Raw genomic sequence first — 20,680 nt, 5'->3', positions numbered from 1 at the left:
TTTTATTGATCGACAGTCGGGAGTGCATCAGCCGCTGCGTTTTCGCGGCGGGCGTTTAACAGAAGGTGGGTGGCCATGCCGAAAATCAGGCCCCAGAATGCCGCAGACAGTCCGAACAGCGACATGCCCGAAGCCGTAGCAAGAAAGGTGACCAACGCCGCCTCGCGATCACCCGGCACGGCCATTGCGCCGGCCAAAGCCCCGGCAATTGCAGCGAACAACGCCAGGCCTGCGAGCGTCGCAATCAGCTCCTTGGGAAACGCCGAGAACAACGAAACCAGGGTGGCACCGAAGATCCCCAGCACCAGGTAACACAGACCGCCGACAACGCCGGCCACATAGCGCTTGTGCGGATCTTCATGGGCGTCACGACCGGTGCAGATGGCCGCCGTAATCGCCGCCAGGTTCAGCCCATGGCAACCGAACGGTGCCAACAGCGCCGTGCCCAACGCGCTGCTGGCGATGATCGGCCCGGCAGGCGTGGAGTACCCACTGGCGCGCAAGACCGCCATGCCGGGCACAAATTGGCCGGTCAGTGCCACCATCACCAGGGGCAAGGCGATGTTCAGGGTCGCGCTCAAGGTAAACTCGGGCGTGATCCAGACCGGTGTCGCCAAGCCAATGACCAATGCTTCGCTGCGCAGATCGCCAGCGACAAAGGCTATCGAGCAGCCCACCAGCAGCACCATCAACACCGCATACCGCGGCAGCAGACGCTTGCAGACCAGATAAGTAACGAACATCGCCAGCACCAGCAGCGGCTTGCCCTGCAACGAGACGAACAAACCAGTGCCGAAGCTGAACAAAATTCCCGCCAGCATCGCTGCGGCAATCGCCGCAGGCAGTTTGCTGATGATCCGGTCAAACGCCCCAGACACCCCGACCAGAAATATAATCAGGCTGCTGACCAGATACGCGCCCACCGCCTCCGGCATGGAAATACCCGGCAGCAGCGCCACCAGCAACGCCGAACCCGGCGCCGACCACGCAATGATCACCGGCACGCGGTAACGCAGGCTCAAGCCGATCCCCAGCACCGCACTGCCGATGGAAATTGCCCAGACCCACGACGACAGCACTTCTCGCGAAAGCTGTGCGCTGTCGGCGGCCTGGAAAATAATCACCAGCGGGCCCGCGTAGGAAATAACCGTCGCGATAAAACCGGCGACGGCGGCAGACAGGGAGAAGTCCCGTAGCAATGATTTCATGACGCGTCGCCGACGGCCCCGGCCGGCGCAACGGCGCGCATGGACTGGGCGTGCCTGGCGCTGCGCTGACTGCTGATGGCAAACACGGTCATGGCAATCGCCGCCACCGCACCGGGCAAGGCAAACGCCATGAAGTTGAGCTGCAGTGGCAGGTTGATGCCAAGCAAGGCACCGCCCAGCAGTGGGCCCACGATCGCGCCATTGCGCCCGACACCCGAGGCCCAGCCCAGACCGGTGGAGCGAATCGTCATCGAATAGAATTGCGCCGCGCAGGCGTACAACAGAATCTGCGAGCCGATGGTGGTGGCGCCGGCGATGGCGATCAGCAGGTACAACAACGGCATCGGGCTGTTGAAGCCAAGCAAGGTGATTGATACGGCCGCCATGGCAAAGAACACCGCCAACACCCGTGGCAGGTTCAGTTTGTCACCCAGCACACCGCCTCCGACCGCGCCGAAAATCGCCCCGAAGTTGAGTACCAACAGGAAAGACAGGCTCGAGCCCAGGCTGTAACCGGCGTTGGCCATCAGCTTCGGCAGCCACGAACTCAAGGCGTACACCATCAGCAGGCAACAGAAGAATGCCAGCCACAGCATCAGCGTGCGCAGCGCCCGGCCCTCGCGAAACAATTGCAACACCGGAGTGCCGGTGCCCTTCACTTCGCTCATGTCGAGTTGATCGTCTATTTGCGCGACGTAGGCCGGATCGACCCGCTGAAGAATGTTGCGTGCTTCTTCATTGCGTCCCTGGCGCAGCATGAAACCCACCGATTCAGGCAGGAAGTACATGATCAGCGGCAACAGCAGTAACGGCAGTACCGCGACGTAGAACACTGACTGCCAACCGAAGCTGGGGATCAACACAATACCCAGCCCCGCCGAGAGCATGCCGCCCACGGAGTAACCGCTGAACATGATCGCCACCAGCGTGCTGCGGATTTTCTTCGGCGCGTACTCGTTCATCAGCGCCACGACGTTGGGCATGACCCCGCCAATGCCGAGGCCGGCGATGAAGCGGCACACACCGAACTCGGTGGGATTACGGGCAAACCCATTGAGTACGGTAAACCCGCTGAACAGCATCACGCAGATCGTGATGGCTTTCTTGCGGCCGATGCGGTCCGACAGCGGTCCGAAAAACAGCGCGCCGAACATCATTCCAAACAAAGCGTAACTGCCCAGCGCTCCAGCCTGCAGGGGAGTCAACCCCCACTCTTTCATCAGCATCGGCAGCACCACGCCGTATATCACCAAATCGTAACCGTCGAAGATGATGATCAGGGCACACCAGAACAGCACCATCCAGTGGAAGCGATTGAAGCGTGCGTTGTCGATAACCTCATGTACGTCAATTTTGCGCATGGCGTTTTTCTCTTGTTGTTTTTATTTCAGAGCGTCGCAAAAGCGGCTAACGTCCCGTAAAGCCGAGGGTAAAGCTGGCGGACGCGTGGAAATATCCGCTGCGCGCAGATCACTATCCGTTTTGTGCACGGCCTTGGAGCGGGCGCGAAAAGAGGCTGTCTTGCCGATGGCCTTTGCCCCTGTACAACAAATTGTCTTCTTTGCCAGCGCATTTGAACGCTAAGCTTGGGCCTATGGATGACTCTGATTACTTACGCCTGCTGACCATTGCGGCCGAGCAAGCCAACGCGTTCCTGTCCAATGCCCGCAAATGGGAGCGCGAGCGTTGGGTGTGCCAGCGCCTGCTGCAAGGGCTGAACATTCCCTACCGAGTGGACGAGTTTGCGCCTGCCGGGGAGCCGCCAGATGTGCTGTTTCGCGACGCCAGTTTCGAGGTGTTCTTTGTGCTGGACGAAGGTCGGCGCCTCAACGATGAGTGGCGCGATGAATTGCAGCGTCGGCGCAGTGCGTTTTCCCTGAGCTCGCTGGTGCGTCGGGAGGCGAAGCCCAAGCGCATTCCCGCCAACGAGTTCCTGCTCAGGCTCGCACCAACCTTGCGCAAGAAAGCGCACAACTACAAAGAGCGGGGCATGGACCTTGGGGAGCTCGATATCATCGCCTTCGCCAGCCTCAAGCGCGAAGTGCTGGACCTCAACAGCCATTTTCCACCCCCCACCGAATACTTGCGCCAGGGCTGGCGCTCGTTATCACTGGTGGGGCCGACCTTCGCCAGGGTGCTGTTCGCCCATCCGGATGCTCCCGACTTCCTGCGCAGCAACCTGGGGCGCAGCATCGTCTTCGATGTCGGCATCAGCCTGTGAGTTGCCGGCCCCCATCGGCTATGCTGCGTACACCCTTTATTGAATCAGCTGTAGCTTTCATACATTCACCAACGTCTATCTGACGAGGGCTTTATGACCAGCCGCCTGAACCCCGACGACCAAAAGCATGTCGAAGAGTACCTGCACTTGTCCCAGCACCGAGTCGAGCGCCGGCCATTCCGGCCGTGGATGCTCCTGGTGATGGTATTGGCAGTGACCATTGGTTTGGGCCTGTTGAGCCGATTTATCAGTTACCTGGCGCTATGAGCCGCGTTGCGCTCGCGAGGGTGACTGCACCGATTTCTTTTAGCCTTGCGAGATATCCCCATGACTCATCGTATTGTCATCGTTGGCGGCGGCGCCGGCGGTCTGGAGTTGGCTACCCGTCTGGGTAAGACTCTGGGCAAGCGCGGCACGGCCAGTGTGATGCTGGTCGACGCGAACCTGACCCACATCTGGAAACCTTTGCTGCATGAAGTGGCAGCCGGCTCCCTGAACTCCTCCGAAGACGAACTCAACTATGTTGCCCAGGCGAAATGGAACCATTTCGAGTTTCAGCTGGGGCGCATGAGCGGGCTCGACCGCGCCCAGCAGAAAATCCAGCTGGCCGCCACTTACGACGAAGCCGGCATCGAACTGGTGCCCGCACGGGAAGTGGCGTACGACTCGCTGGTGATCGCGGTCGGCAGCACCACCAACGATTTCGGCACCCAGGGTGCGGCGCAACATTGCCTGTTCCTCGACACCCGCAAACAGGCGGAGCGCTTTCACCAGCAACTGCTCAATCACTACCTGCGAGCCCATGCCGGGCAGACTGACAAAGTCGAGCAGATCAGCGTGGCCATCGTCGGCGCCGGGGCCACCGGGGTCGAGCTGGCAGCAGAGCTGCACAACGCCGCGCATGAACTGGCGGCTTACGGCCTGGACCGGATCAAACCGGAAAACATGCACATCACCCTGATCGAAGCCGGGCCACGCGTCTTGCCAGCCCTGCCGGAGCGCATTGGCGGGCCTGTGCATAAAACCCTGGAGAAGCTTGGGGTCAACGTCATGACCAATGCCGCGGTGAGCGAAGTGACGGCCGACAGCCTGATCACCGCCGACGGCAAAGTCATTAACGCCAGCCTGAAAGTCTGGGCCGCCGGGATTCGCGCGCCGGGCTTCCTCAAGGACATCGACGGCCTGGAAACCAACCGCATCAATCAACTGCAAGTACTGCCGACGCTGCAGACCACCCGCGACGAAAATATCTTCGCCTTCGGTGACTGCGCCGCCTGCCCGCAACCGGGCACTGATCGCAACGTGCCGCCGCGGGCCCAGGCAGCGCACCAGCAGGCATCCTTGCTGGCAAAATCCCTGAAATTGCGCATCGAAGGCAAGGCCTTGCCGGAGTACAAGTACACCGACTATGGCTCACTGATTTCGCTGTCGCGGTTTTCGGCTGTGGGTAACTTGATGGGCAACCTGACCGGTAGCGTGATGCTGGAAGGCTGGCTGGCGCGGATGTTCTATGTGTCGCTGTATCGCATGCACCAGATGGCGCTGTACGGCGCGTTTCGTACTGCGATGCTGATGCTGGGCAGCAAGATCGGCCGCGGCACCGAGCCACGCCTGAAACTGCATTAAGTATTCGGTGCCCGTCAGGGCCTGATCGCGGGTAAGCCCGCTCCCACTGGTTATTGTGTCGACCTTGGAATCCGGGTTCGACACTCAACTTGCGGGTGCGTGGCTTGCCCGCGATATAGGCGCCTCGGTATAACCTGCGAAAACATCCGTTTCACATTGTATCCCCCTCCCCGATTCAGCCCCTTCGCATACAAACTCCCCCTTGCACGACACAGTAGCGATACACCCAACCCGCTAAATGGCCACACCCGGGCAAGGCATCCTGCCTGCTCCGGTGATCAGACCCTTTATCGAGCGGTTGTGTCGTGCAACCCAGGAGAATTGAAATGTCCCGTACCTCTAACACCTTTGGCTTGCTCGGCGCGGTTCTGGCCGGTGGCATGATGCTGTCTGGCTCGGTGTTCGCCTCCCAGCCCCTGGCCCAGGGATATCTGCTGGCGTCGGCTGAGCAGGTGGTGAAAAACCCGGAAGGCAAATGTGGCGAAGGCAAATGCGGTGATGAGTCCATGGCCCAGACTGATACCGATGGGGACGGCAAAGTATCCCGTGCGGAATTCCTGAAAGTGGCCCCCAAGGCTGATTTCGACAAGATCGACACCAACCATGACGGCCAGATCGACGAGCAGGAAGCCTTTGATAACGTAAAGGCCAACTACGAAGCCAATGGCAAGAAAATGCCCAAAGGATTGTTCGAACATCTCAAGGACAACAGCTGAGTCCTGAAGCAGCGAACCTGCGCCCCGCTTCTCCCCAGCGCAAAAGCGGGGCCTTTTTTGCAGGCGCTTTTTGCCCGGCAATTATCAGCAGACAAAAAAAATCCCCGTATCTTTCGATACGAGGATTTTTAATATGGTCGGGGTAAGGGGATTCGAACTCCTGACATCCTGCTCCCAAAGCAGGCGCGCTACCGGACTGCGCTATACCCCGGTAAAAAAAAGGCGACCTTTCAAAGATCGCCTTCTTCGATCAGCGCTTTTGGCCTCTGATCTTAAGATTCGATCCCAGTTTTAACTGGTTTCAAAAATGGTGGGTCGTGTGGGATTCGAACCTACGACCAATTGGTTAAAAGCCAACTGCTCTACCAACTGAGCTAACGACCCAAAAATGGTCGGGGTAAGGGGATTCGAACTCCTGACATCCTGCTCCCAAAGCAGGCGCGCTACCGGACTGCGCTATACCCCGGTTTGAAATTGGCTCCGTGACCAGGACTCGAACCTGGGACCCAATGATTAACAGTCATTTGCTCTACCGACTGAGCTATCACGGAACTACATATTTCAATTACAACATTTGAAGCTTTTACTGCGTCTCTTCGACCCGTCTGCATCGCTGCGTTCGTGTGTCTGAGGCGCGCTATTCTACAATCTTAAGCACCTCTGTCAACCCCCTAATTTGCATTCAAGTTAATGATTTGCAACTTATTTCAGATTCCTGCTTGGGGAGCAGAAACTCTGGCGGGTGACTTGCTGCGGGGCGCACTTTACAAGCCTTTTCCTTTGAGTTCAACAGCCTAACGAAAAAAAGGCCTCGCAAAGCGAGGCCTCCCAGGTTTTGTTGCCATCGTGGCTCAGACAAACACGATTTCGTCGTTCTCCACGACACCTTTGGCAGTGTCACCAGCCATGAACCGACCCGACAGGATCAACTGTGCCAGCGGGTTCTCGATCCAGCGCTGGATGGCGCGTTTAAGCGGCCGCGCACCATATACCGGGTCGTAACCGACAGCGATCAGCTTGTCCATCGCCTCCGGGCTGAGTTCGAGCTTCAGCTCCCGTTCGGTCAGGCGGCTGCGCAGACGACTCAACTGGATCTCGGTAATACCGGCGATCTGATCGCGAGCCAATGGCTCGAAAATCACCACTTCGTCGACCCGGTTGATGAACTCCGGCCGGAAGTGCGTGGAAATCGCATCCATCACCGCCGCGCGCTGCGCCTCACGATCGCCCACCAGTTCCTGGATCTGCACCGACCCAAGGTTCGAGGTCATGACGATCACAGTGTTCTTGAAGTCCACCGTGCGCCCATGACTGTCGGTCAGGCGGCCGTCTTCCAGCACTTGCAGCAGGATGTTGAACACATCCGGGTGGGCCTTCTCGACCTCATCCAGGAGGATCACCGAATAAGGCTTGCGACGCACCGCCTCGGTCAGGTAACCGCCCTCTTCATAGCCTACGTAACCTGGTGGCGCACCAATCAGCCGGGCCACGGAATGTTTCTCCATGAATTCGGACATGTCGATCCGCACCATCGCCTCTTCCGTATCGAAGAGAAACTCGGCCAGCGCCTTGCACAGCTCGGTTTTACCCACGCCGGTCGGGCCGAGGAACATGAACGAGCCGCTCGGACGGTTCGGATCGGACAAGCCGGCCCGCGAACGCCGCACTGCGTTGGATACGGCAATCACCGCTTCGTCCTGGCCGATGACACGCTGGTGCAACAGGCTTTCCATCTTCATCAGCTTGTCGCGCTCGCCTTCGAGCATCTTCGACACGGGGATGCCGGTCCACTTGGACACCACTTCGGCAATCTCCTCCTCAGTGACCTTGCTGCGCAGTAACTGATTTTCGGTTTTGCCGTGCTGGTCGACCATTTGCAGGCTGCGCTCCAGGTCCGGGATCACCCCATACTGCAACTCGGCCATGCGGTTCAGGTCGCCCTTGCGACGGGCTGCTTCCAGCTCCTGACGGGACTGCTCGATTTTCTGCTGGATCTGCGCAGACCCCTGTACTTCGGCTTTCTCCGCGTTCCAGATCTCCTCGAGGTCCGAATACTCACGCTCGAGACGGGCGATTTCTTCCTGGAGTTTTTGCAGGCGCTTCTTCGCCGCGTCGTCGCTCTCTTTCTTCAGCGCCTGGGATTCCACCTTCAGCTGAATCAGACGGCGCTCCAGACGGTCGAGCACTTCCGGCTTGGAGTCGATCTCCATGCGGATGCGGCTGGCGGCCTCGTCGATCAGGTCGATGGCCTTGTCCGGCAACTGACGGTCGGTAATGTAACGGTGACTGAGCTTGGCTGCCGCGATGATCGCGCCATCGGTGATCGCCACCCTGTGGTGAACTTCGTAACGCTCCTTGAGGCCACGCAGAATCGCGATGGTGTCTTCTTCGCTCGGCTCATCCACCAGTACTTTCTGGAAGCGTCGCTCGAGGGCCGCGTCCTTCTCTATATATTGACGGTACTCATTGAGCGTAGTGGCGCCCACGCAGTGCAGTTCACCGCGCGCCAAAGCCGGCTTGAGCATGTTGCCAGCATCCATCGAGCCTTCGCCCTTGCCGGCGCCGACCATGGTGTGCAGTTCGTCGATGAACAGAATGATCTGCCCTTCCTGCTTCGACAGCTCGTTCAGCAAAGACTTAAGGCGCTCTTCGAACTCACCGCGATACTTCGCACCCGCGATCAGCGCACCCATGTCCAGGGACAGCAGGCGCTTGCCCTTGAGGCCGTCCGGCACTTCACCATTGATGATGCGCTGGGCCAGACCCTCGGCGATCGCGGTTTTACCCACACCCGGCTCACCGATCAGTACCGGGTTGTTTTTTGTACGACGCTGCAGCACCTGGATCGTCCGGCGAATCTCGTCGTCACGGCCGATGACCGGGTCGAGCTTGCCGTCTTCGGCGCGCTTGGTCAGGTCGACGGTGTATTTATCCAGCGCCTGGCGCGACTCTTCGTGGTTGGCGTCATTGACGGCATCGCCCCCACGCAGGTTGTTGATGGCATTTTCCAGGGCCTTTTTGCTCACGCCCTGCCCCAGCAACAATTTGCCGAGCTTGTTGTTTTCGTCCATCGCGGCAAGCAGTACCAGCTCGCTGGAAATGAACTGGTCGCCCTTCTGCTGGGCCAGGCGATCGGCCTGGTTAAGCAGGCGCGCCAGGTCCTGCGACATATTGACGTCGCCGGTTGGGTTCTGGATTTTCGGCAGCTGGTCGAGCTCTTTGGTCAGCTCTTTTCGCAGGCTGTTGACGTCAAAGCCCACCTGCATCAGCAGCGGCTTGATCGACCCACCCTGCTGTTCGAGCATGGCCTGCATGAGATGCGCAGGTTCAATGCCCGAATGATCAAGGCCGACGGCCAGGGATTGGGCGTCGGACAGGGCTAACTGTAATTTGCTGGTTAAACGGTCTATACGCATAAGTCACCTTCCTTTTGAGCAGGCCGGACCTATAAACATCCTGAATGAAGAAACCTGCCAGATACCCCATTAGATGTGGTCGATTCTGGGAGATTCAAGCGTCGTGAGGTTGACGCAGGTCAGGGAAGTCTAGCGGTTAAGCCAAATAAGGGAGGCAAATCTTCCCGTGCGCGGGTTGCGACGGTAGGAAAAGAAACGCGGATCGGTCACGGTACAGAAACCGCCACCGTAAACAGCCGTGACACCGTGAACGGCCAGGCGCAAACGCGCGAGCTGGTAGATGTCAGCCATGAATTTGCCGGCACTGACGCCTGGCGTGAAGGCAACGGCTGCTTCAGGCAACTGCGCCACGAAGGTTTCGCGTACCTCCGGCCCCACTTCGAAGGCCTGTGGGCCTATCGCTGGGCCGAGCCAGACCAGCACTTCTGCTGCCGGCAGCGCCAGGGTATCAAGCGTGGCTTCCAGCACTCCCGCCGCCAACCCGCGCCAACCGGCGTGAGCCGCCGCCACGCGAGTGCCCGCACGGTCGCAGAACAGCACCGGCAGGCAATCGGCCGTCATCGCCGCGCAGGCAATGCCGGGGGTTGCCGTCCAGCTGGCATCGGCCGTAGCGACCGTGCCCGGGTCAGCGTGAGACACGGCAATGCCATGCACCTGCTGCAACCAGGCTGGCTGAATAGCGAAATGTTCAGTGAGACGTCGGCGATTCTCCGCAACAGCCAGGGGGCTGTCGTCGACATGATCGCCCAGGTTGAGGCTGTCGAACGGCGCCAGACTGACGCCGCCCGCTCGGGTGGTAACACAGGCTTTCACCCCGGCAGGCGCAGGCCAGTCGGGAATCAGCCAGTCACTCATCCGATGAACGCCTCGCGGTCTTGCTTGAGCAGGGTCAGCAACCAGACGAAATCGTCCGGCAGTGGCGATTCCCAGCTCATGCGCTTACCGGTCGTCGGATGATCCAGCTCCAGGAACCGCGCGTGCAGAGCCTGGCGCGGAAACGCCTTCAGCGACTCGACCATGGTCACACTGGCTGCCGGCGGGATACGGAAGCGTCCGCCGTAGGCGGGGTCTCCAACCAACGGGTAGTTGATGTGGGCCATGTGCACACGAATCTGGTGAGTACGCCCGGTTTCCAGCTTGACCCGCACATGCGTGTGGGAGCGGAAACGCTCAAGCACGCGGTAATGGCTGACGGCTTGCTTGCCCCCTTCCATCACGGCCATGCGTTGGCGTTGCTGGCCGTGACGACCGATCGGCGCGTTGATCTTGCCGCCGGCGGTGACCACACCAATCACGATGCACTCGTAGATCCGGCTGACGCTGCGGCTTTGCAGCTGGGTGACCAGCTGAGTCTGCGCCTGAATGGTCTTGGCCACCACCATCAGACCGGTGGTGTCCTTGTCCAGGCGATGCACGATACCGGCGCGGGGCACATTGATGATGTCCGGCACGTGGTGCAGCAAGGCGTTGAGCAAAGTGCCGTCAGCGTGACCGGCAGCCGGATGCACCACCAGGCCCGCAGGCTTGTTGATCACCAGGATGTCGTCATCTTCATAGACGATGTCCAGCTCGATGTCCTGAGCGATCCATTCGCCCTGAGCTTCCTGCTCGGCAGTCAGTTCAAGAATGGCGCCACCGTGAACGATGTCTCGCGGGCGGATAACCGCCCCATCCACAGTCAGGCGGCCGTCTTTGATCCAGGCGGAAAGGCGCGAGCGCGAGTGCTCAGCGAATAATTGTGCGGCGACTTGATCGAGGCGTTGGCCGCCCAATTCGGACGGCACCTCTGCGCGAAGTTCAATTTTATCGGACATGCTCAGACTAGGCGTCGGCACAGCTTTTGGTTTCGGCTGCGCGCTTGTGGTTAAATACGGCGTCTTTTGCCCCGAGGCTATGCAACGGGGCGCTCATCATAACAGGACGGCCCCGCCCAAGACAGCGGCCGTCATAGGGACGCAAGCCGCCATGCAAGTGAAACACCTGCTGCTGATCGCCATCCTCGCATTGACCGCTGCTTGCTCATCGAAGGAAGTCGTTGACGAAAACCTGAGCGAGGCCGAGCTGTACCAGCAGGCTCAGCACGATCTGGACAACAATAGCTACACCGCCGCCACAGCCAAGCTGAAGGCGCTGGAGTCGCGTTATCCGTTCGGTCGCTACGCCGATCAGGCTCAACTCGAGCTCATCTACGCCAACTACAAGAACACCGAGCCTGAGGCTGCGAAATCCGCCGCCGAGCGCTTCATTCGCCTGCATCCGCAGCATCCGAATGTCGATTACGCCTATTACCTGAAGGGTCTGACGTCTTTCGACCAGGACGTCGGCCTGCTGTCGCGTTTCCTGCCGCTGGACATGACCAAGCGTGACCCGGGCGCTGCCCGCGACTCCTACAACGAGTTCGCCCAGCTGACCAGCCGCTTCCCGAACAGCCGTTATTCGCCTGACGCCAAGCAGCGCATGATCTACTTGCGCAACCTGCTGGCCGCTTACGAAATCCACGTGGCCGACTACTACCTGACCCGTCAGGCTTACGTAGCCGCTGCCAACCGTGGCCGCTATGTAGTGGAAAACTTCCAGGAAACCCCTTCGGTCGGCGACGGCCTGGCGGTAATGGTCGAATCCTACCAGCGCCTGCATCTGGACGAGCTGGCCAACACCAGTCTGGAAACGCTGAAGCTCAACTACCCGAACCACCCAAGCCTGGAAGACGGTCAGTTCAAGCCTTCGGTGGACGAAGCGGACAACCGCTCGTGGCTGAGCAAGGCGACTCTGGGCCTGATCGAATCCCGTCCGCCTCTGCCACCGGGTGAAACCCGCGCCAACCAGGACGTGCAGAAGCAATTCCAGGATGCCAAGGATGCAATCCCGAGCGATCTCAAGCCCAGAGATGAAAACGGCGACGTGATCGAGGAAGAAGAACAGGAGTCGGAAGGCAACAATGACGACCGTTCCTGGTTCAGCTACATGACCCTCGGCGTGTTCGACTGACATCTGCAGGCTCTGCAGGAGCGAGCTTGCTCGCTCCTGCAATAGAGAAGCGTCTCGCAGCGTTATATCGCTGTGCGCTGATCAGCTCCTTGGCTAAACTGCTTCATCACTCGCCATAAAGCAGCTCAACATGCTTCGTTTATTGTTCTGGATCGCCCTGATTGCCGCCGCCATCTGGTTGTGGCGCAAGTTCAAGGGCCAGGCGGCAGCGCCTCGCTCGCCTGCCGAGCGGGAAGCGGCCCCCATGGTGCGTTGCGCTCATTGCGGCGTGCACCTGCCCCGGGAGCGAGCCCTGAGCCTTCAACAGCAATGGTATTGCAGCCAGGCTCACCTCGAGCAAGGCCCGGGCTCCAGTGACCGCTGAGACCACCCGTCCCGGCCACAAACAAGCCCAGCGACTGCTGCGTCTCTATCATCTCTACCGCCTGAGCGTCGGCATCACCCTGGTGCTGCTGATTTCCAGCAACATGGACAGCCAGCTGCTTTCGCTCGCCAATGGCGAGCTGCTGCGCAGTGGCAGCTGGCTGTACCTGGTATTGAACATTCTGCTGGTAGTGTTCCTGGAGAACACCCGGCGCCCTGGCCAGCTTCTCACCCTGGCACTGGTCGACGTGCTGCTGTTGTGCGCGCTGTTCTACGCCGCCGGTGGCGTGCACAGTGCGATCGGCAACCTGCTGATTGTCTCTGTGGCCATCAGCAATACCCTGTTGCGACGACGCATCGGCCTGCTGATCGCCGCCATCGGCGCGCTCGGCATCGTAGGGTCGGGCTTTCTGCTGAGTTTCAGCCAAACCACCAGCCCCAATGATTACTTGCAGGTCGGCACGCTGGGGGCGCTTTGCTTTGCGGCAGCATTGCTGGTGCAAGGCCTGATCCGTCGCCTGGAGGTCAGCGAGACCCTGGCCGAACAGCGTGCCAGCGAAGTGGTGGGGCTTGAGGCTCTCAACTCGCTGATTCTGCAGCGCATGCGTACCGGTATTCTGGTGGTCGACGATTTACGGCGCATTCGACTGGCCAACCACAGCGCGCTGAAACTTCTGGACCATGGCGCGCTTGAAGGGCGCTCGCTCGACCAGGACTTTCCAGAACTGGTCGAACGCCTGCAACTATGGCTAAACAACCCGACATTGCGTCCCCAGAGCCTGAGAATCGACAGCAATGGCCTGGAGCTGCAGCCCAGTTTCATTGCCCTTGAACGAAGTCCAAGGCAGCAAACCCTTATATTCCTTGAAGACCTGGCGCAGATCGCCCAACAGGCCCAGCAACTCAAACTTGTTGCGCTGGGGCGTCTTACCGCGAGCATCTCCCATGAAATTCGCAATCCACTGGGCGCCATCAGTCACGCCGCCCAGCTATTACAGGAATCCGAGGAACTGAACAGTGCCGATCGGCGTCTGACGCAGATCATTCAAGATCACTCCCAGCGGATGAACCGGGTCATCGAAAACGTCCTGCAATTGTCCCGGCGCCAACAAACAGTACCCCAGCGGCTCGATCTGAAGCCTTGGCTTGAGCAGTTTGTCGCTGAAGCCCGCGAGGCCGCGACAGAAACCCGGCAGCTTCATCTGAGCATTGCACCGGGAGACTTCAGGACCTTGATGGATCCCAATCAGCTGACCCAGATTCTCGACAATTTGTTGCGCAATGCCTGGCGCCACAGCGCCCAGATAAATGCCCAGGCGCAGGTCTGGCTGGAGTTGTTCCTGGACCCGCACAGTCAGCTGCCGACCCTGGAGGTCCGCGACAACGGCCCCGGGGTCCCGGCACCAGCCCAGGCTCATCTGTTCGAACCTTTCTTCACAACGAGCCCCCAAGGCACAGGCCTTGGGCTTTATCTGTCCCGTGAGCTGTGCGAAAGCAACCAGGCCCGCCTAGACTTCAAACCACGCCAAGGCGGCGGCTGCTTTCGCATCACCTTTGCTCACGGACGGAAACAAAGTTGAACATGAGCCCACTGCAAAAAATTCTGATCGTCGACGATGAACCGGATATCCGCGAACTCCTGGAAATCACCCTGGGCAGGATGAAGCTCGACACCTTCAGTGCCCGCGACCTTGGCGAGGCCCAGGCCTTGCTGGCGCGGGAAACCTTTGACCTGTGCCTGACCGACATGCGCCTGCCGGACGGCACGGGGCTGGAGCTGGTGCAATACATCCAGCAACGTTATCCACAGCTGCCAGTGGCCATGATCACGGCGTATGGCAGCCTGGAAACGGCCATCAACGCGCTCAAGGCCGGTGCTTTCGACTTCCTGACCAAGCCGGTCGACCTGACCCGCCTGCGTGAGCTGGTCACCACCGCGCTGCGCCTGTCACCCGTGGGTGGCACCGCGATTTCAATCGAACGCCGGTTGCTGGGTGAGTCCCTGCCCATGCGCAACCTGCGCAAACACATCGACAAACTGGCACGCAGCCAGGCCCCGGTGTACATCAGCGGTGAATCCGGCAGTGGCAAGGAACTGGTCGCTCGACTGATCCACGAACAAGGCCCGCGCGCCAACCAGCCATTCGTTCCGGTGAACTGCGGGGCGATTCCGTCCGAGCTGATGGAAAGCGAGTTTTTCGGGCATCGCAAAGGCAGCTTCAGTGGCGCCATCGACGACAAACCCGGACTGTTCCAGGCCGCCAATGGCGGCACCCTGTTTCTCGACGAAGTGGCTGACTTGCCGTTAGCCATGCAGGTCAAGCTGCTGCGGGCGATTCAGGAGAAAGCCGTGCGCAGCGTCGGCGGACAACAGGAAACCGTGGTGGATGTGCGAATTCTCTGCGCCACCCACAAGGACCTCGACGCCGAAGTTGCCGCTGAACGCTTTCGCCAGGACCTGTATTACCGCCTCAACGTGATCGAATTGCGGGTGCCAGCGCTGCGCGAACGTCGTGACGACATCGAATCCCTGGCGAGCCATATGCTCAAGCGGCTGGCCAGCAACAGCGGCGAGCCAGCGGTGAAACTCCACCCCCACGCGCTGGAAGCCTTGAAGAACTATCGCTTTCCGGGCAACGTCAGGGAACTGGAGAATGTTCTTGAGCGCGCTTATACCTTATGCGAAAACCAGCAGATTGAGTCCAGCGACCTTCGGCTCATGGAGGGCAATTGCACAGCGGATGGAGACTTACCGGACCTGACGCAGATCGACAACCTGGAAGATTACCTGGAAAACGTGGAACGCAAACTCATCCTCCAGGCGCTGGAGGAAACCCGCTGGAACCGCACGGCAGCGGCTCAGCGGCTGAATCTGTCATTCCGCTCGATGCGCTACAGGCTCAAGAAATTGGGGCTGGATTAAAGCAGGAAGATCGCACTCCCCGTAGGAGCTGCCGCAGGCTGCGATCTTTTGATCGTCTGTCAGAGCCGCCCGGTTGGCGCATAGGGCGCCGGATCAATGATCGGCTCGCGCCCCAGCATCACATCCGCAAACAACTGACACGACGCCGGCGCCAGTACCAGGCCGTTGCGATAATGTCCGCAATTGAGCCACAGCCCCTCGAACCCGGGCACCTGGCCAATGTACGGAATACCCTCCGGTGAACCCGGACGCAATCCAGCCCAATGCCCGACGACTTCAGCGTCCGCCAATGCCGGAATCAACTCCACCGCTGAAGCTTTCAGGCTCTGCAGCGCCGTCTCGGTCGGCGTCTTGTCGAAGCCCTCGTGCTCCAGCGTACTGCCGATCAGAATATGCCCATCGCGGCGAGGAATCGCGTATCGCCCCTTGGCCAGCACCATGCTCGGCAAAAAATCGGCAGCGCATTTGTACAAAATCATCTGGCCTTTCACCGGCTCCACCGGCAGCTCAAGCCCGAGGGTCTTGAGCAGATCCCCGCTCCACGCCCCCGCAGTCAGTACCACCTGGTCAGCCGCAATCGCGCCCGCCGAAGTCCGCACGCCCACCACCTGCTCGCCTTCACGAATGAACTCGCGCACCTCGCACTGCTCATGAACAGTCACATTCGGCAATGCCAGCAACGCAGCCTTGAGGGACTTCACCAGCCGCGGATTGCGCACGTTGGCGACATCAGCCATGTAGATCGCCCGGGAAAACCCCGGCCCGAGCACAGGCACGGCATCATGCACCGCCGAGAGGTCAACCGCCCGCAGCGGCCGGTGTTCGCGTAGCGCCCAGGCCAGCGCTTCGGCTTCATCGTCCAGGTCCAGCCAGTACAGGCCGGTGGTGTGCACTTCGGGGTCCACACCAGTGGCCGCGAACAGGCGCGCGCCAAGTTGTGGATAAAAATCCTGTGACCAGTGCGCCAGCGCGGTAACCGCCGGGCTATAACGCCACGGGTACAGCGGCGAAACGATACCGCCACCGGCCCAGGACGCTTCCTGGCCCACATTTGATCGATCCAGCAGTACAACGCTTTGTACTTCAGAGGCGAGATTGAATGCCGTCAGCAGGCCAATCACTCCGCCGCCGACGATCACCACGTGCTGTTGCCTGGTCATGTTCTGATCCAACCATTAGATAGACAGGGGCACAAAACGCACCCGAAAAAAACTCAGCGCCCCCAGCAATCCTTGGTGGTCAGCCCGGCTGCGGCATTTTCCATGCCTCTGGCGCCGGTGTTGGTAATCGTGAAATCCCCACACTTGTCAGTGGCCATCGCCGAACCGACTTTCCGGGTGGCCGTCAGTTTGAAAGTCTGATCGGCCAGGGTGGGCACGATGGTGTAGTAGTCGTTGCCCGCGCTCAAGGTCGCGCCGGTGTACACACTGGTTTTCGAGTTGGAATAGAACCGCTCGAGTATCTGCGCCTGCTCGGAGAGCAAACCTGCCACTTCAGCCCGGCGGCCCTTTTTTACATATTCGGTCAGGCTCGGATAGCCAATGGTGATGACGATACCGATGATCGCAATCACGATCATGATCTCGATCAGGGTAAAACCGCGGTTCGATCTACGCATGCCTGCACTCTCGCTTACTGAATTTGTCGCCACATGATGCGCCGGCTGCCTCCGCCGCTGCCGCCACCTAGTGGGAATGATTCGGAGTTGCCATCGGATTTGCTCACTACGGCCATCGTACCTCCATTGACGATACCGTTTAGCGTCGCAATACCTCCGGCAAACACTACGCCGCTGGTTATCGTGTCACTGCTGTTGACTACACCATCATTATTGGTATCGAGCACCGCATAGTTGAGCATCTTACCGCTGAACGCATCCAGCACGACCAGCTTGCCGGTGCCGAAACTGGCGCATGGGTCCGTGGTGTCCACACTGGCAGTGGTAAAGAAGATTCGCCCCAGCGACAGGACGGCCTGATTGATCACCCGCTCGCCGGTCAACGCAGTGTTGTAAACCAGTGGCAGATACCAACCCTTCTCCGCTGGATAGGTCACTGCGTTCTGAGTGGTAGTGATGAACTGCCCCGAACTTCCCGAGAACGTACCGGTTACCGACTGAGCCTGCAAACTGGCCGTAGTGATCTGGCCCGAGCCTCCGTCCGCGTCCCACACCGCATAAAACGCCTGCAGATCCTTGTTGGTCTTGTCGGCGGTCTCGTTGAATTTGCCGGTGCCGAAAAATACCACTTTGCCGCCCAGGGAATGGTCAGCCAGCAACGGCTGCGCGGTAATCGGCTGTGTTACACCGCCCGGAGCCGTGAATAAGGGCTTGCCGGAAAACGCCACGCCCCAGTCGTCCGTACGGGTGGAGCTCAAATCGAACTTCCATAGCCGTCCCTTCAGATCCCCGCCATAAGCAGCCTGTACCACATTCTGCGAGTTGACCTTGAGCTTCACCGAGGACAGACCGTTGGTGGTCTCCTTACTATCCACGACGATTTTCTTGATCAATGAACCTTTTCGCAGATCCACCACGTACAACGCCGCCACACCCGAACTGCTGCCATAGCCGTTAGAAATGAACGCAGCCCAACGACCGTCGTCCAAGCGTGCAACTTCCGGACGCGCGTAGGCATAACCCAGATCATTGAAAACGTTCGCAGGATTTGCCGGCACTGGAGCACTGATCTCCCAAAGCGCCTGGATCGCGTTACTGGGGGAAGGGTCAAACAGCTGAAGCGCGTAGAACGTTTTGCCACCCGCGCCTGTCCCACCGACCGCCAGGGTTTTCCAGACTTTCTCCAGCTGGGCGTCGAAAACGGCGACCTGGCCATCGACCAGAAACTTGTGGCCGACGCCGTTGATGTAGTTGGTGTCGGCGATGGTGCGCAACGATGGCAACACACTGGAGGGCATGTAGGCGTAGCGTCTGGTACCGTTGCCAGGGTTGATGACGCTGACAAAACCATCGTTGGCGTTGACCACCAGATTGGTGTTCATGCTTTTTGCTTTGAGCGCCAAATAGATGCTGTAGCTGGGGTCATTCACCACATCAGCCGCAGTTTGGTCTGTTCGCGACGCCAGTACCAAGGGTGAGTTGATAATGTCGCCAAGCAAGGCACTGCGCATCCTCAAGCCGGTCTTGTTGGAGCCTTTGCTCCACTCCACCAAATCGGTGGCCGTGATTCCGTTGGGTAGCCCCTGACTCAGAACGGTCTTCTGCACGGGCGAGAAATTGTCGTAAGCAAGGGTGATGGCCGTATTGCTTTCGCTTTGCCAGGACTGGTAAATCGGCGCCGTCGCGCCGGGTACGATGGTGGTGTCAGTGCTCCAAAGCGCTGAGGCCGAATTCACCTGGCCTGTGGCGGTGAATGCAAATGATTTGATGGTGCCGCGCCAGTCCTTGGGGTCGTAGGTGGTCTGGTAAAAAGCGGAACCCACTCCGACTATCGGGCCGCTCGTGGTACCGCCTCCCCCTGAACCGGCTTTCGAGGTGATGTCGCTCAAAGCAGATGCCAGCGCGATATTGAGCCCGGTGCTGTCGGTCGCCTGATAGTACTTGCCCTGACCGTTGGTCGCGGCGCTCGATAACATCTGGTTCGCGGCGGTGAAACCAACGGTGTAGGTGTTCATGTTCTGGACGGGAAAATCCACGTTCCAGTTTTTGCCGCTGGCGTCCGTACCGGTACTGCGCATGTCGATGTCGAAGGCGAATTTGGCAATGTCATCCAGGTACAGCGTGTCGCCCTCGCCATCACCGTTGAGGTTGTCACCATCGTTGGCGCTGTTGCCGTCCCAGTTTGGTAGACGTGCGCCACCGAGCGGATCGTTGGTCGGGAAGGTCCGGTCAAACGTCGGCAGGCCGTCGGTGACAACCACTCCGTAGTTTTTCTGGCAGCGATACTGGATCGGGCTGGTGTAGGTCGTCGGCGTCGAGTTGTAGTAAGGCGCCATGCCGCGCATATACCGTGTGATTTCGTAATAGGTTTCTGCCAAGGGGGTGTTGGCGATTGCACTCAAACCGTTGATCGAGGAAATCAAGGCGTTGTAGTTGCTGTCGGCCTGGACCTGGGTGACGCTGCCACTGACCGGAGAAAGGTCACTGACAGCGCGGGCGATAAAACCGCCCGGCCCTGAGTTATTGCCGGTAGGCGGGTTGAATGTCGCCAGGCCTATGCGCAACGAACGATTACTGGTGACCAGCGTCGTGGAAACATCCTGCGCAACACTCATGCGGTAATCATTGGGAATCGCACCAGTGCCCGTGGTGTAGTCCCTGTTCGAACCATTTGCCTGATTCACCAGGTAAGACAGGTAGTTAGCCGTATACCGCGTATTTTCTTTGCCCACTGGGTCGGGGAGTTTCAGACATATCGAGGACTGCCCCAAGAACCCCCGATAAAAACCGTACCAGTTGCCGTTGGTGGAGCAGCCTCCGCGATTGAGGCTGGACAAGGCGATATTGGTATCGCTCATGTCCAGACCCTGCCCGCTGAAACAAGATGAGTTGGAGCTGCAGTTGGCGATTTGCGGGTAACTGTCCGTTGGTTTGAAACCAGCAGCCCAAATGATGTTGTTCATGCTGCCCGAATCATCGATCAGCAGCACGAGGTTAGGAGAGACGGCTGCCGCACTCAGCAGCGGCGATTCCGAGGGTGTGAAAGCGTAGGTCGGAGCCGCCAGATAAAAACCCAGCACGACGCCTATCAATAACTTCCACACTCCGCAGCGCCTATCAATACTTGGCATAGATGCTCTCCACCACACTGCGCACGTTGTTGCCCACGATGGCCACTGCCGTTACCCGGTACAGCGTCGCAGAGGTGTTGCTCGGCACATTGACTGCATTCAGCGTGGTTCCGATGTTCTGTACTCCGTAGAAGCCACTGCCGGCGGCGATCCAGGTCACTCCTGACGTCGTATTGAACCCGGCGCCAGTCATCAAGGTGGACTCTGCGGGCGGCGCACACTGGATGGTCCCACTGCACACGGCCAAGGTATAGGTGGACAGTTGCACCGCATTTTCGCCCATGCGTAATGCCGCTTCTGCATTCTGGAACGACTGATTGCGCAACGACACGCTGGTGGCCATTTTTTCCTGCAGGGTGGCGCTCTGCATCGAGGAAAGACCAATCAGCGTCAGCAGTAGCAGAAATACCAGGCTGACCAACAGCGCCATACCGCGCTGGGAGCGAGGAACCGCATCAGGAATACTCATC

Annotated in this window: 17 protein-coding genes and 4 tRNA genes; 8 read left to right on the top strand and 13 right to left on the bottom strand. The window is 59.4% G+C overall.

Going from position 1 to position 20,680, the window contains the following annotated elements; genetic code table 11:
* Window positions 1-2: 2 nt before the first annotated feature.
* Entirely contained in the window at window positions 3-1,208 is a 1,206-nt protein-coding gene (locus IMW75_RS17960) for a benzoate/H(+) symporter BenE family transporter (protein ID WP_205893372.1), read from the bottom strand.
* A complete protein-coding gene (locus IMW75_RS17955) occupies window positions 1,205-2,569 on the bottom strand; it encodes an aromatic acid/H+ symport family MFS transporter (protein ID WP_045059376.1) in 1,365 nt (454 codons plus the stop codon). The genes IMW75_RS17960 and IMW75_RS17955 overlap by 4 nt, the downstream gene beginning before the upstream one ends.
* Window positions 2,570-2,802: 233 nt before the next feature.
* On the opposite strand from IMW75_RS17955, the gene IMW75_RS17950 reads away from it, so the two are divergent.
* The 4 genes from IMW75_RS17950 to IMW75_RS17935 all read left to right on the top strand — a co-directional run bounded on the left by IMW75_RS17950 (window position 2,803) and on the right by IMW75_RS17935 (window position 5,771).
* On the top strand, window positions 2,803-3,429 hold the full coding sequence (locus tag IMW75_RS17950) for a DUF1780 domain-containing protein (protein WP_045059375.1): 627 nt from the start codon (window positions 2,803-2,805) through the stop codon (window positions 3,427-3,429).
* Between the two features lie 93 nt (window positions 3,430-3,522).
* The gene (locus IMW75_RS17945; protein ID WP_045059374.1) at window positions 3,523-3,696 is read left to right on the top strand and encodes a DUF3094 domain-containing protein; all 174 of its coding nucleotides are present in this window, start codon (window positions 3,523-3,525) and stop codon (window positions 3,694-3,696) included.
* Between the two features lie 60 nt (window positions 3,697-3,756).
* A complete protein-coding gene (locus IMW75_RS17940) occupies window positions 3,757-5,055 on the top strand; it encodes an NAD(P)/FAD-dependent oxidoreductase (RefSeq protein WP_045059373.1) in 1,299 nt (432 codons plus the stop codon).
* Between the two features lie 326 nt (window positions 5,056-5,381).
* On the top strand, window positions 5,382-5,771 hold the full coding sequence (locus IMW75_RS17935) for an HvfA family oxazolone/thioamide-modified RiPP metallophore (protein ID WP_205893371.1): 390 nt from the start codon (window positions 5,382-5,384) through the stop codon (window positions 5,769-5,771).
* 134 nt (window positions 5,772-5,905) lie between these two features.
* On the opposite strand, the gene IMW75_RS17930 is transcribed toward IMW75_RS17935, so the two are convergent.
* From IMW75_RS17930 to rluD, 7 genes are all read right to left on the bottom strand, one after another.
* A tRNA-Pro gene (locus tag IMW75_RS17930) sits at window positions 5,906-5,982 on the bottom strand.
* 97 nt (window positions 5,983-6,079) lie between these two features.
* Window positions 6,080-6,155 (bottom strand) — tRNA-Lys (locus IMW75_RS17925).
* Between the two features lie 5 nt (window positions 6,156-6,160).
* Window positions 6,161-6,237, bottom strand: a tRNA-Pro gene (locus IMW75_RS17920).
* Between the two features lie 9 nt (window positions 6,238-6,246).
* Window positions 6,247-6,322 (bottom strand) — tRNA-Asn (locus IMW75_RS17915).
* 300 nt (window positions 6,323-6,622) lie between these two features.
* Window positions 6,623-9,187 (bottom strand): ATP-dependent chaperone ClpB, encoded by a 2,565-nt coding sequence (gene clpB, locus IMW75_RS17910; RefSeq protein ID WP_045059371.1) that lies wholly within the window; start codon window positions 9,185-9,187, stop codon window positions 6,623-6,625.
* A 129-nt stretch (window positions 9,188-9,316) separates the two neighbouring features.
* Complete coding sequence (gene pgeF / locus IMW75_RS17905; protein WP_205893370.1) at window positions 9,317-10,042, bottom strand: peptidoglycan editing factor PgeF; 726 nt, start codon at window positions 10,040-10,042, stop codon at window positions 9,317-9,319.
* Complete coding sequence (gene rluD, locus IMW75_RS17900) at window positions 10,039-11,001, bottom strand: 23S rRNA pseudouridine(1911/1915/1917) synthase RluD (protein WP_007942311.1); 963 nt, start codon at window positions 10,999-11,001, stop codon at window positions 10,039-10,041. Before rluD ends, pgeF begins: the two co-directional genes overlap by 4 nt.
* A gap of 151 nt (window positions 11,002-11,152) precedes the next feature.
* On the opposite strand from rluD, the gene IMW75_RS17895 reads away from it, so the two are divergent.
* From IMW75_RS17895 to IMW75_RS17880, 4 genes are all read left to right on the top strand, one after another.
* Window positions 11,153-12,175, top strand: coding sequence for an outer membrane protein assembly factor BamD (locus tag IMW75_RS17895; RefSeq protein ID WP_045059369.1), 1,023 nt, complete (start codon window positions 11,153-11,155; stop codon window positions 12,173-12,175).
* Between the two features lie 130 nt (window positions 12,176-12,305).
* Window positions 12,306-12,539, top strand: coding sequence for a PP0621 family protein (locus IMW75_RS17890; protein ID WP_122839012.1), 234 nt, complete (start codon window positions 12,306-12,308; stop codon window positions 12,537-12,539).
* Window positions 12,529-14,118, top strand: coding sequence for an ATP-binding protein (locus IMW75_RS17885; RefSeq protein WP_205893369.1), 1,590 nt, complete (start codon window positions 12,529-12,531; stop codon window positions 14,116-14,118). The genes IMW75_RS17890 and IMW75_RS17885 overlap by 11 nt, the downstream gene beginning before the upstream one ends.
* Before the next feature lie 2 nt (window positions 14,119-14,120).
* Window positions 14,121-15,461, top strand: coding sequence for a sigma-54-dependent transcriptional regulator (locus IMW75_RS17880; protein WP_045059366.1), 1,341 nt, complete (start codon window positions 14,121-14,123; stop codon window positions 15,459-15,461).
* 59 nt (window positions 15,462-15,520) lie between these two features.
* Here IMW75_RS17880 and thiO read toward each other — a convergent pair whose 3' ends face one another.
* The 4 genes from thiO to IMW75_RS17860 are packed head-to-tail and all read right to left on the bottom strand — an operon-like array spanning window position 15,521 to window position 20,679.
* The gene (gene thiO, locus IMW75_RS17875; protein WP_045059365.1) at window positions 15,521-16,621 is read right to left on the bottom strand and encodes a glycine oxidase ThiO; all 1,101 of its coding nucleotides are present in this window, start codon (window positions 16,619-16,621) and stop codon (window positions 15,521-15,523) included.
* A gap of 53 nt (window positions 16,622-16,674) precedes the next feature.
* Window positions 16,675-17,079: a type IV pilin protein gene (locus IMW75_RS17870; protein WP_045059364.1), complete on the bottom strand. Its 405-nt coding sequence runs from the start codon at window positions 17,077-17,079 to the stop codon at window positions 16,675-16,677.
* A 14-nt stretch (window positions 17,080-17,093) separates the two neighbouring features.
* Window positions 17,094-20,210 (bottom strand): pilus assembly protein, encoded by a 3,117-nt coding sequence (locus IMW75_RS17865; protein WP_205893368.1) that lies wholly within the window; start codon window positions 20,208-20,210, stop codon window positions 17,094-17,096.
* Window positions 20,197-20,679, bottom strand: coding sequence for a pilus assembly PilX family protein (locus IMW75_RS17860; protein ID WP_205893367.1), 483 nt, complete (start codon window positions 20,677-20,679; stop codon window positions 20,197-20,199). Before IMW75_RS17860 ends, IMW75_RS17865 begins: the two co-directional genes overlap by 14 nt.
* Between the last annotated feature and the right edge of the window lies 1 nt (window position 20,680).

Origin of the sequence: Pseudomonas gregormendelii (assembly GCF_017114825.1) — a bacterium.
Classification (GTDB): domain Bacteria; phylum Pseudomonadota; class Gammaproteobacteria; order Pseudomonadales; family Pseudomonadaceae; genus Aquipseudomonas; species Aquipseudomonas gregormendelii.
This window is presented reverse-complemented; position numbering and strand designations above follow the sequence as displayed.

Coding starts and splice junctions, on each gene's coding strand:
- IMW75_RS17935 (WP_205893371.1), top strand. CDS start 5,382: ATGTCCCGTACCTCTAACACCTTTGGCTTGCTCGGCGCGGTTCTGGCC.
- IMW75_RS17940 (WP_045059373.1), top strand. CDS start 3,757: ATGACTCATCGTATTGTCATCGTTGGCGGCGGCGCCGGCGGTCTGGAG.
- rluD (WP_007942311.1), bottom strand. CDS start 11,001: ATGTCCGATAAAATTGAACTTCGCGCAGAGGTGCCGTCCGAATTGGGC.
- IMW75_RS17865 (WP_205893368.1), bottom strand. CDS start 20,210: ATGCCAAGTATTGATAGGCGCTGCGGAGTGTGGAAGTTATTGATAGGC.
- IMW75_RS17945 (WP_045059374.1), top strand. CDS start 3,523: ATGACCAGCCGCCTGAACCCCGACGACCAAAAGCATGTCGAAGAGTAC.
- IMW75_RS17860 (WP_205893367.1), bottom strand. CDS start 20,679: ATGAGTATTCCTGATGCGGTTCCTCGCTCCCAGCGCGGTATGGCGCTG.
- clpB (WP_045059371.1), bottom strand. CDS start 9,187: ATGCGTATAGACCGTTTAACCAGCAAATTACAGTTAGCCCTGTCCGAC.
- IMW75_RS17870 (WP_045059364.1), bottom strand. CDS start 17,079: ATGCGTAGATCGAACCGCGGTTTTACCCTGATCGAGATCATGATCGTG.
- thiO (WP_045059365.1), bottom strand. CDS start 16,621: ATGACCAGGCAACAGCACGTGGTGATCGTCGGCGGCGGAGTGATTGGC.
- IMW75_RS17955 (WP_045059376.1), bottom strand. CDS start 2,569: ATGCGCAAAATTGACGTACATGAGGTTATCGACAACGCACGCTTCAAT.
- IMW75_RS17960 (WP_205893372.1), bottom strand. CDS start 1,208: ATGAAATCATTGCTACGGGACTTCTCCCTGTCTGCCGCCGTCGCCGGT.
- IMW75_RS17950 (WP_045059375.1), top strand. CDS start 2,803: ATGGATGACTCTGATTACTTACGCCTGCTGACCATTGCGGCCGAGCAA.
- pgeF (WP_205893370.1), bottom strand. CDS start 10,042: ATGAGTGACTGGCTGATTCCCGACTGGCCTGCGCCTGCCGGGGTGAAA.
- IMW75_RS17880 (WP_045059366.1), top strand. CDS start 14,121: ATGAGCCCACTGCAAAAAATTCTGATCGTCGACGATGAACCGGATATC.
- IMW75_RS17895 (WP_045059369.1), top strand. CDS start 11,153: ATGCAAGTGAAACACCTGCTGCTGATCGCCATCCTCGCATTGACCGCT.
- IMW75_RS17890 (WP_122839012.1), top strand. CDS start 12,306: ATGCTTCGTTTATTGTTCTGGATCGCCCTGATTGCCGCCGCCATCTGG.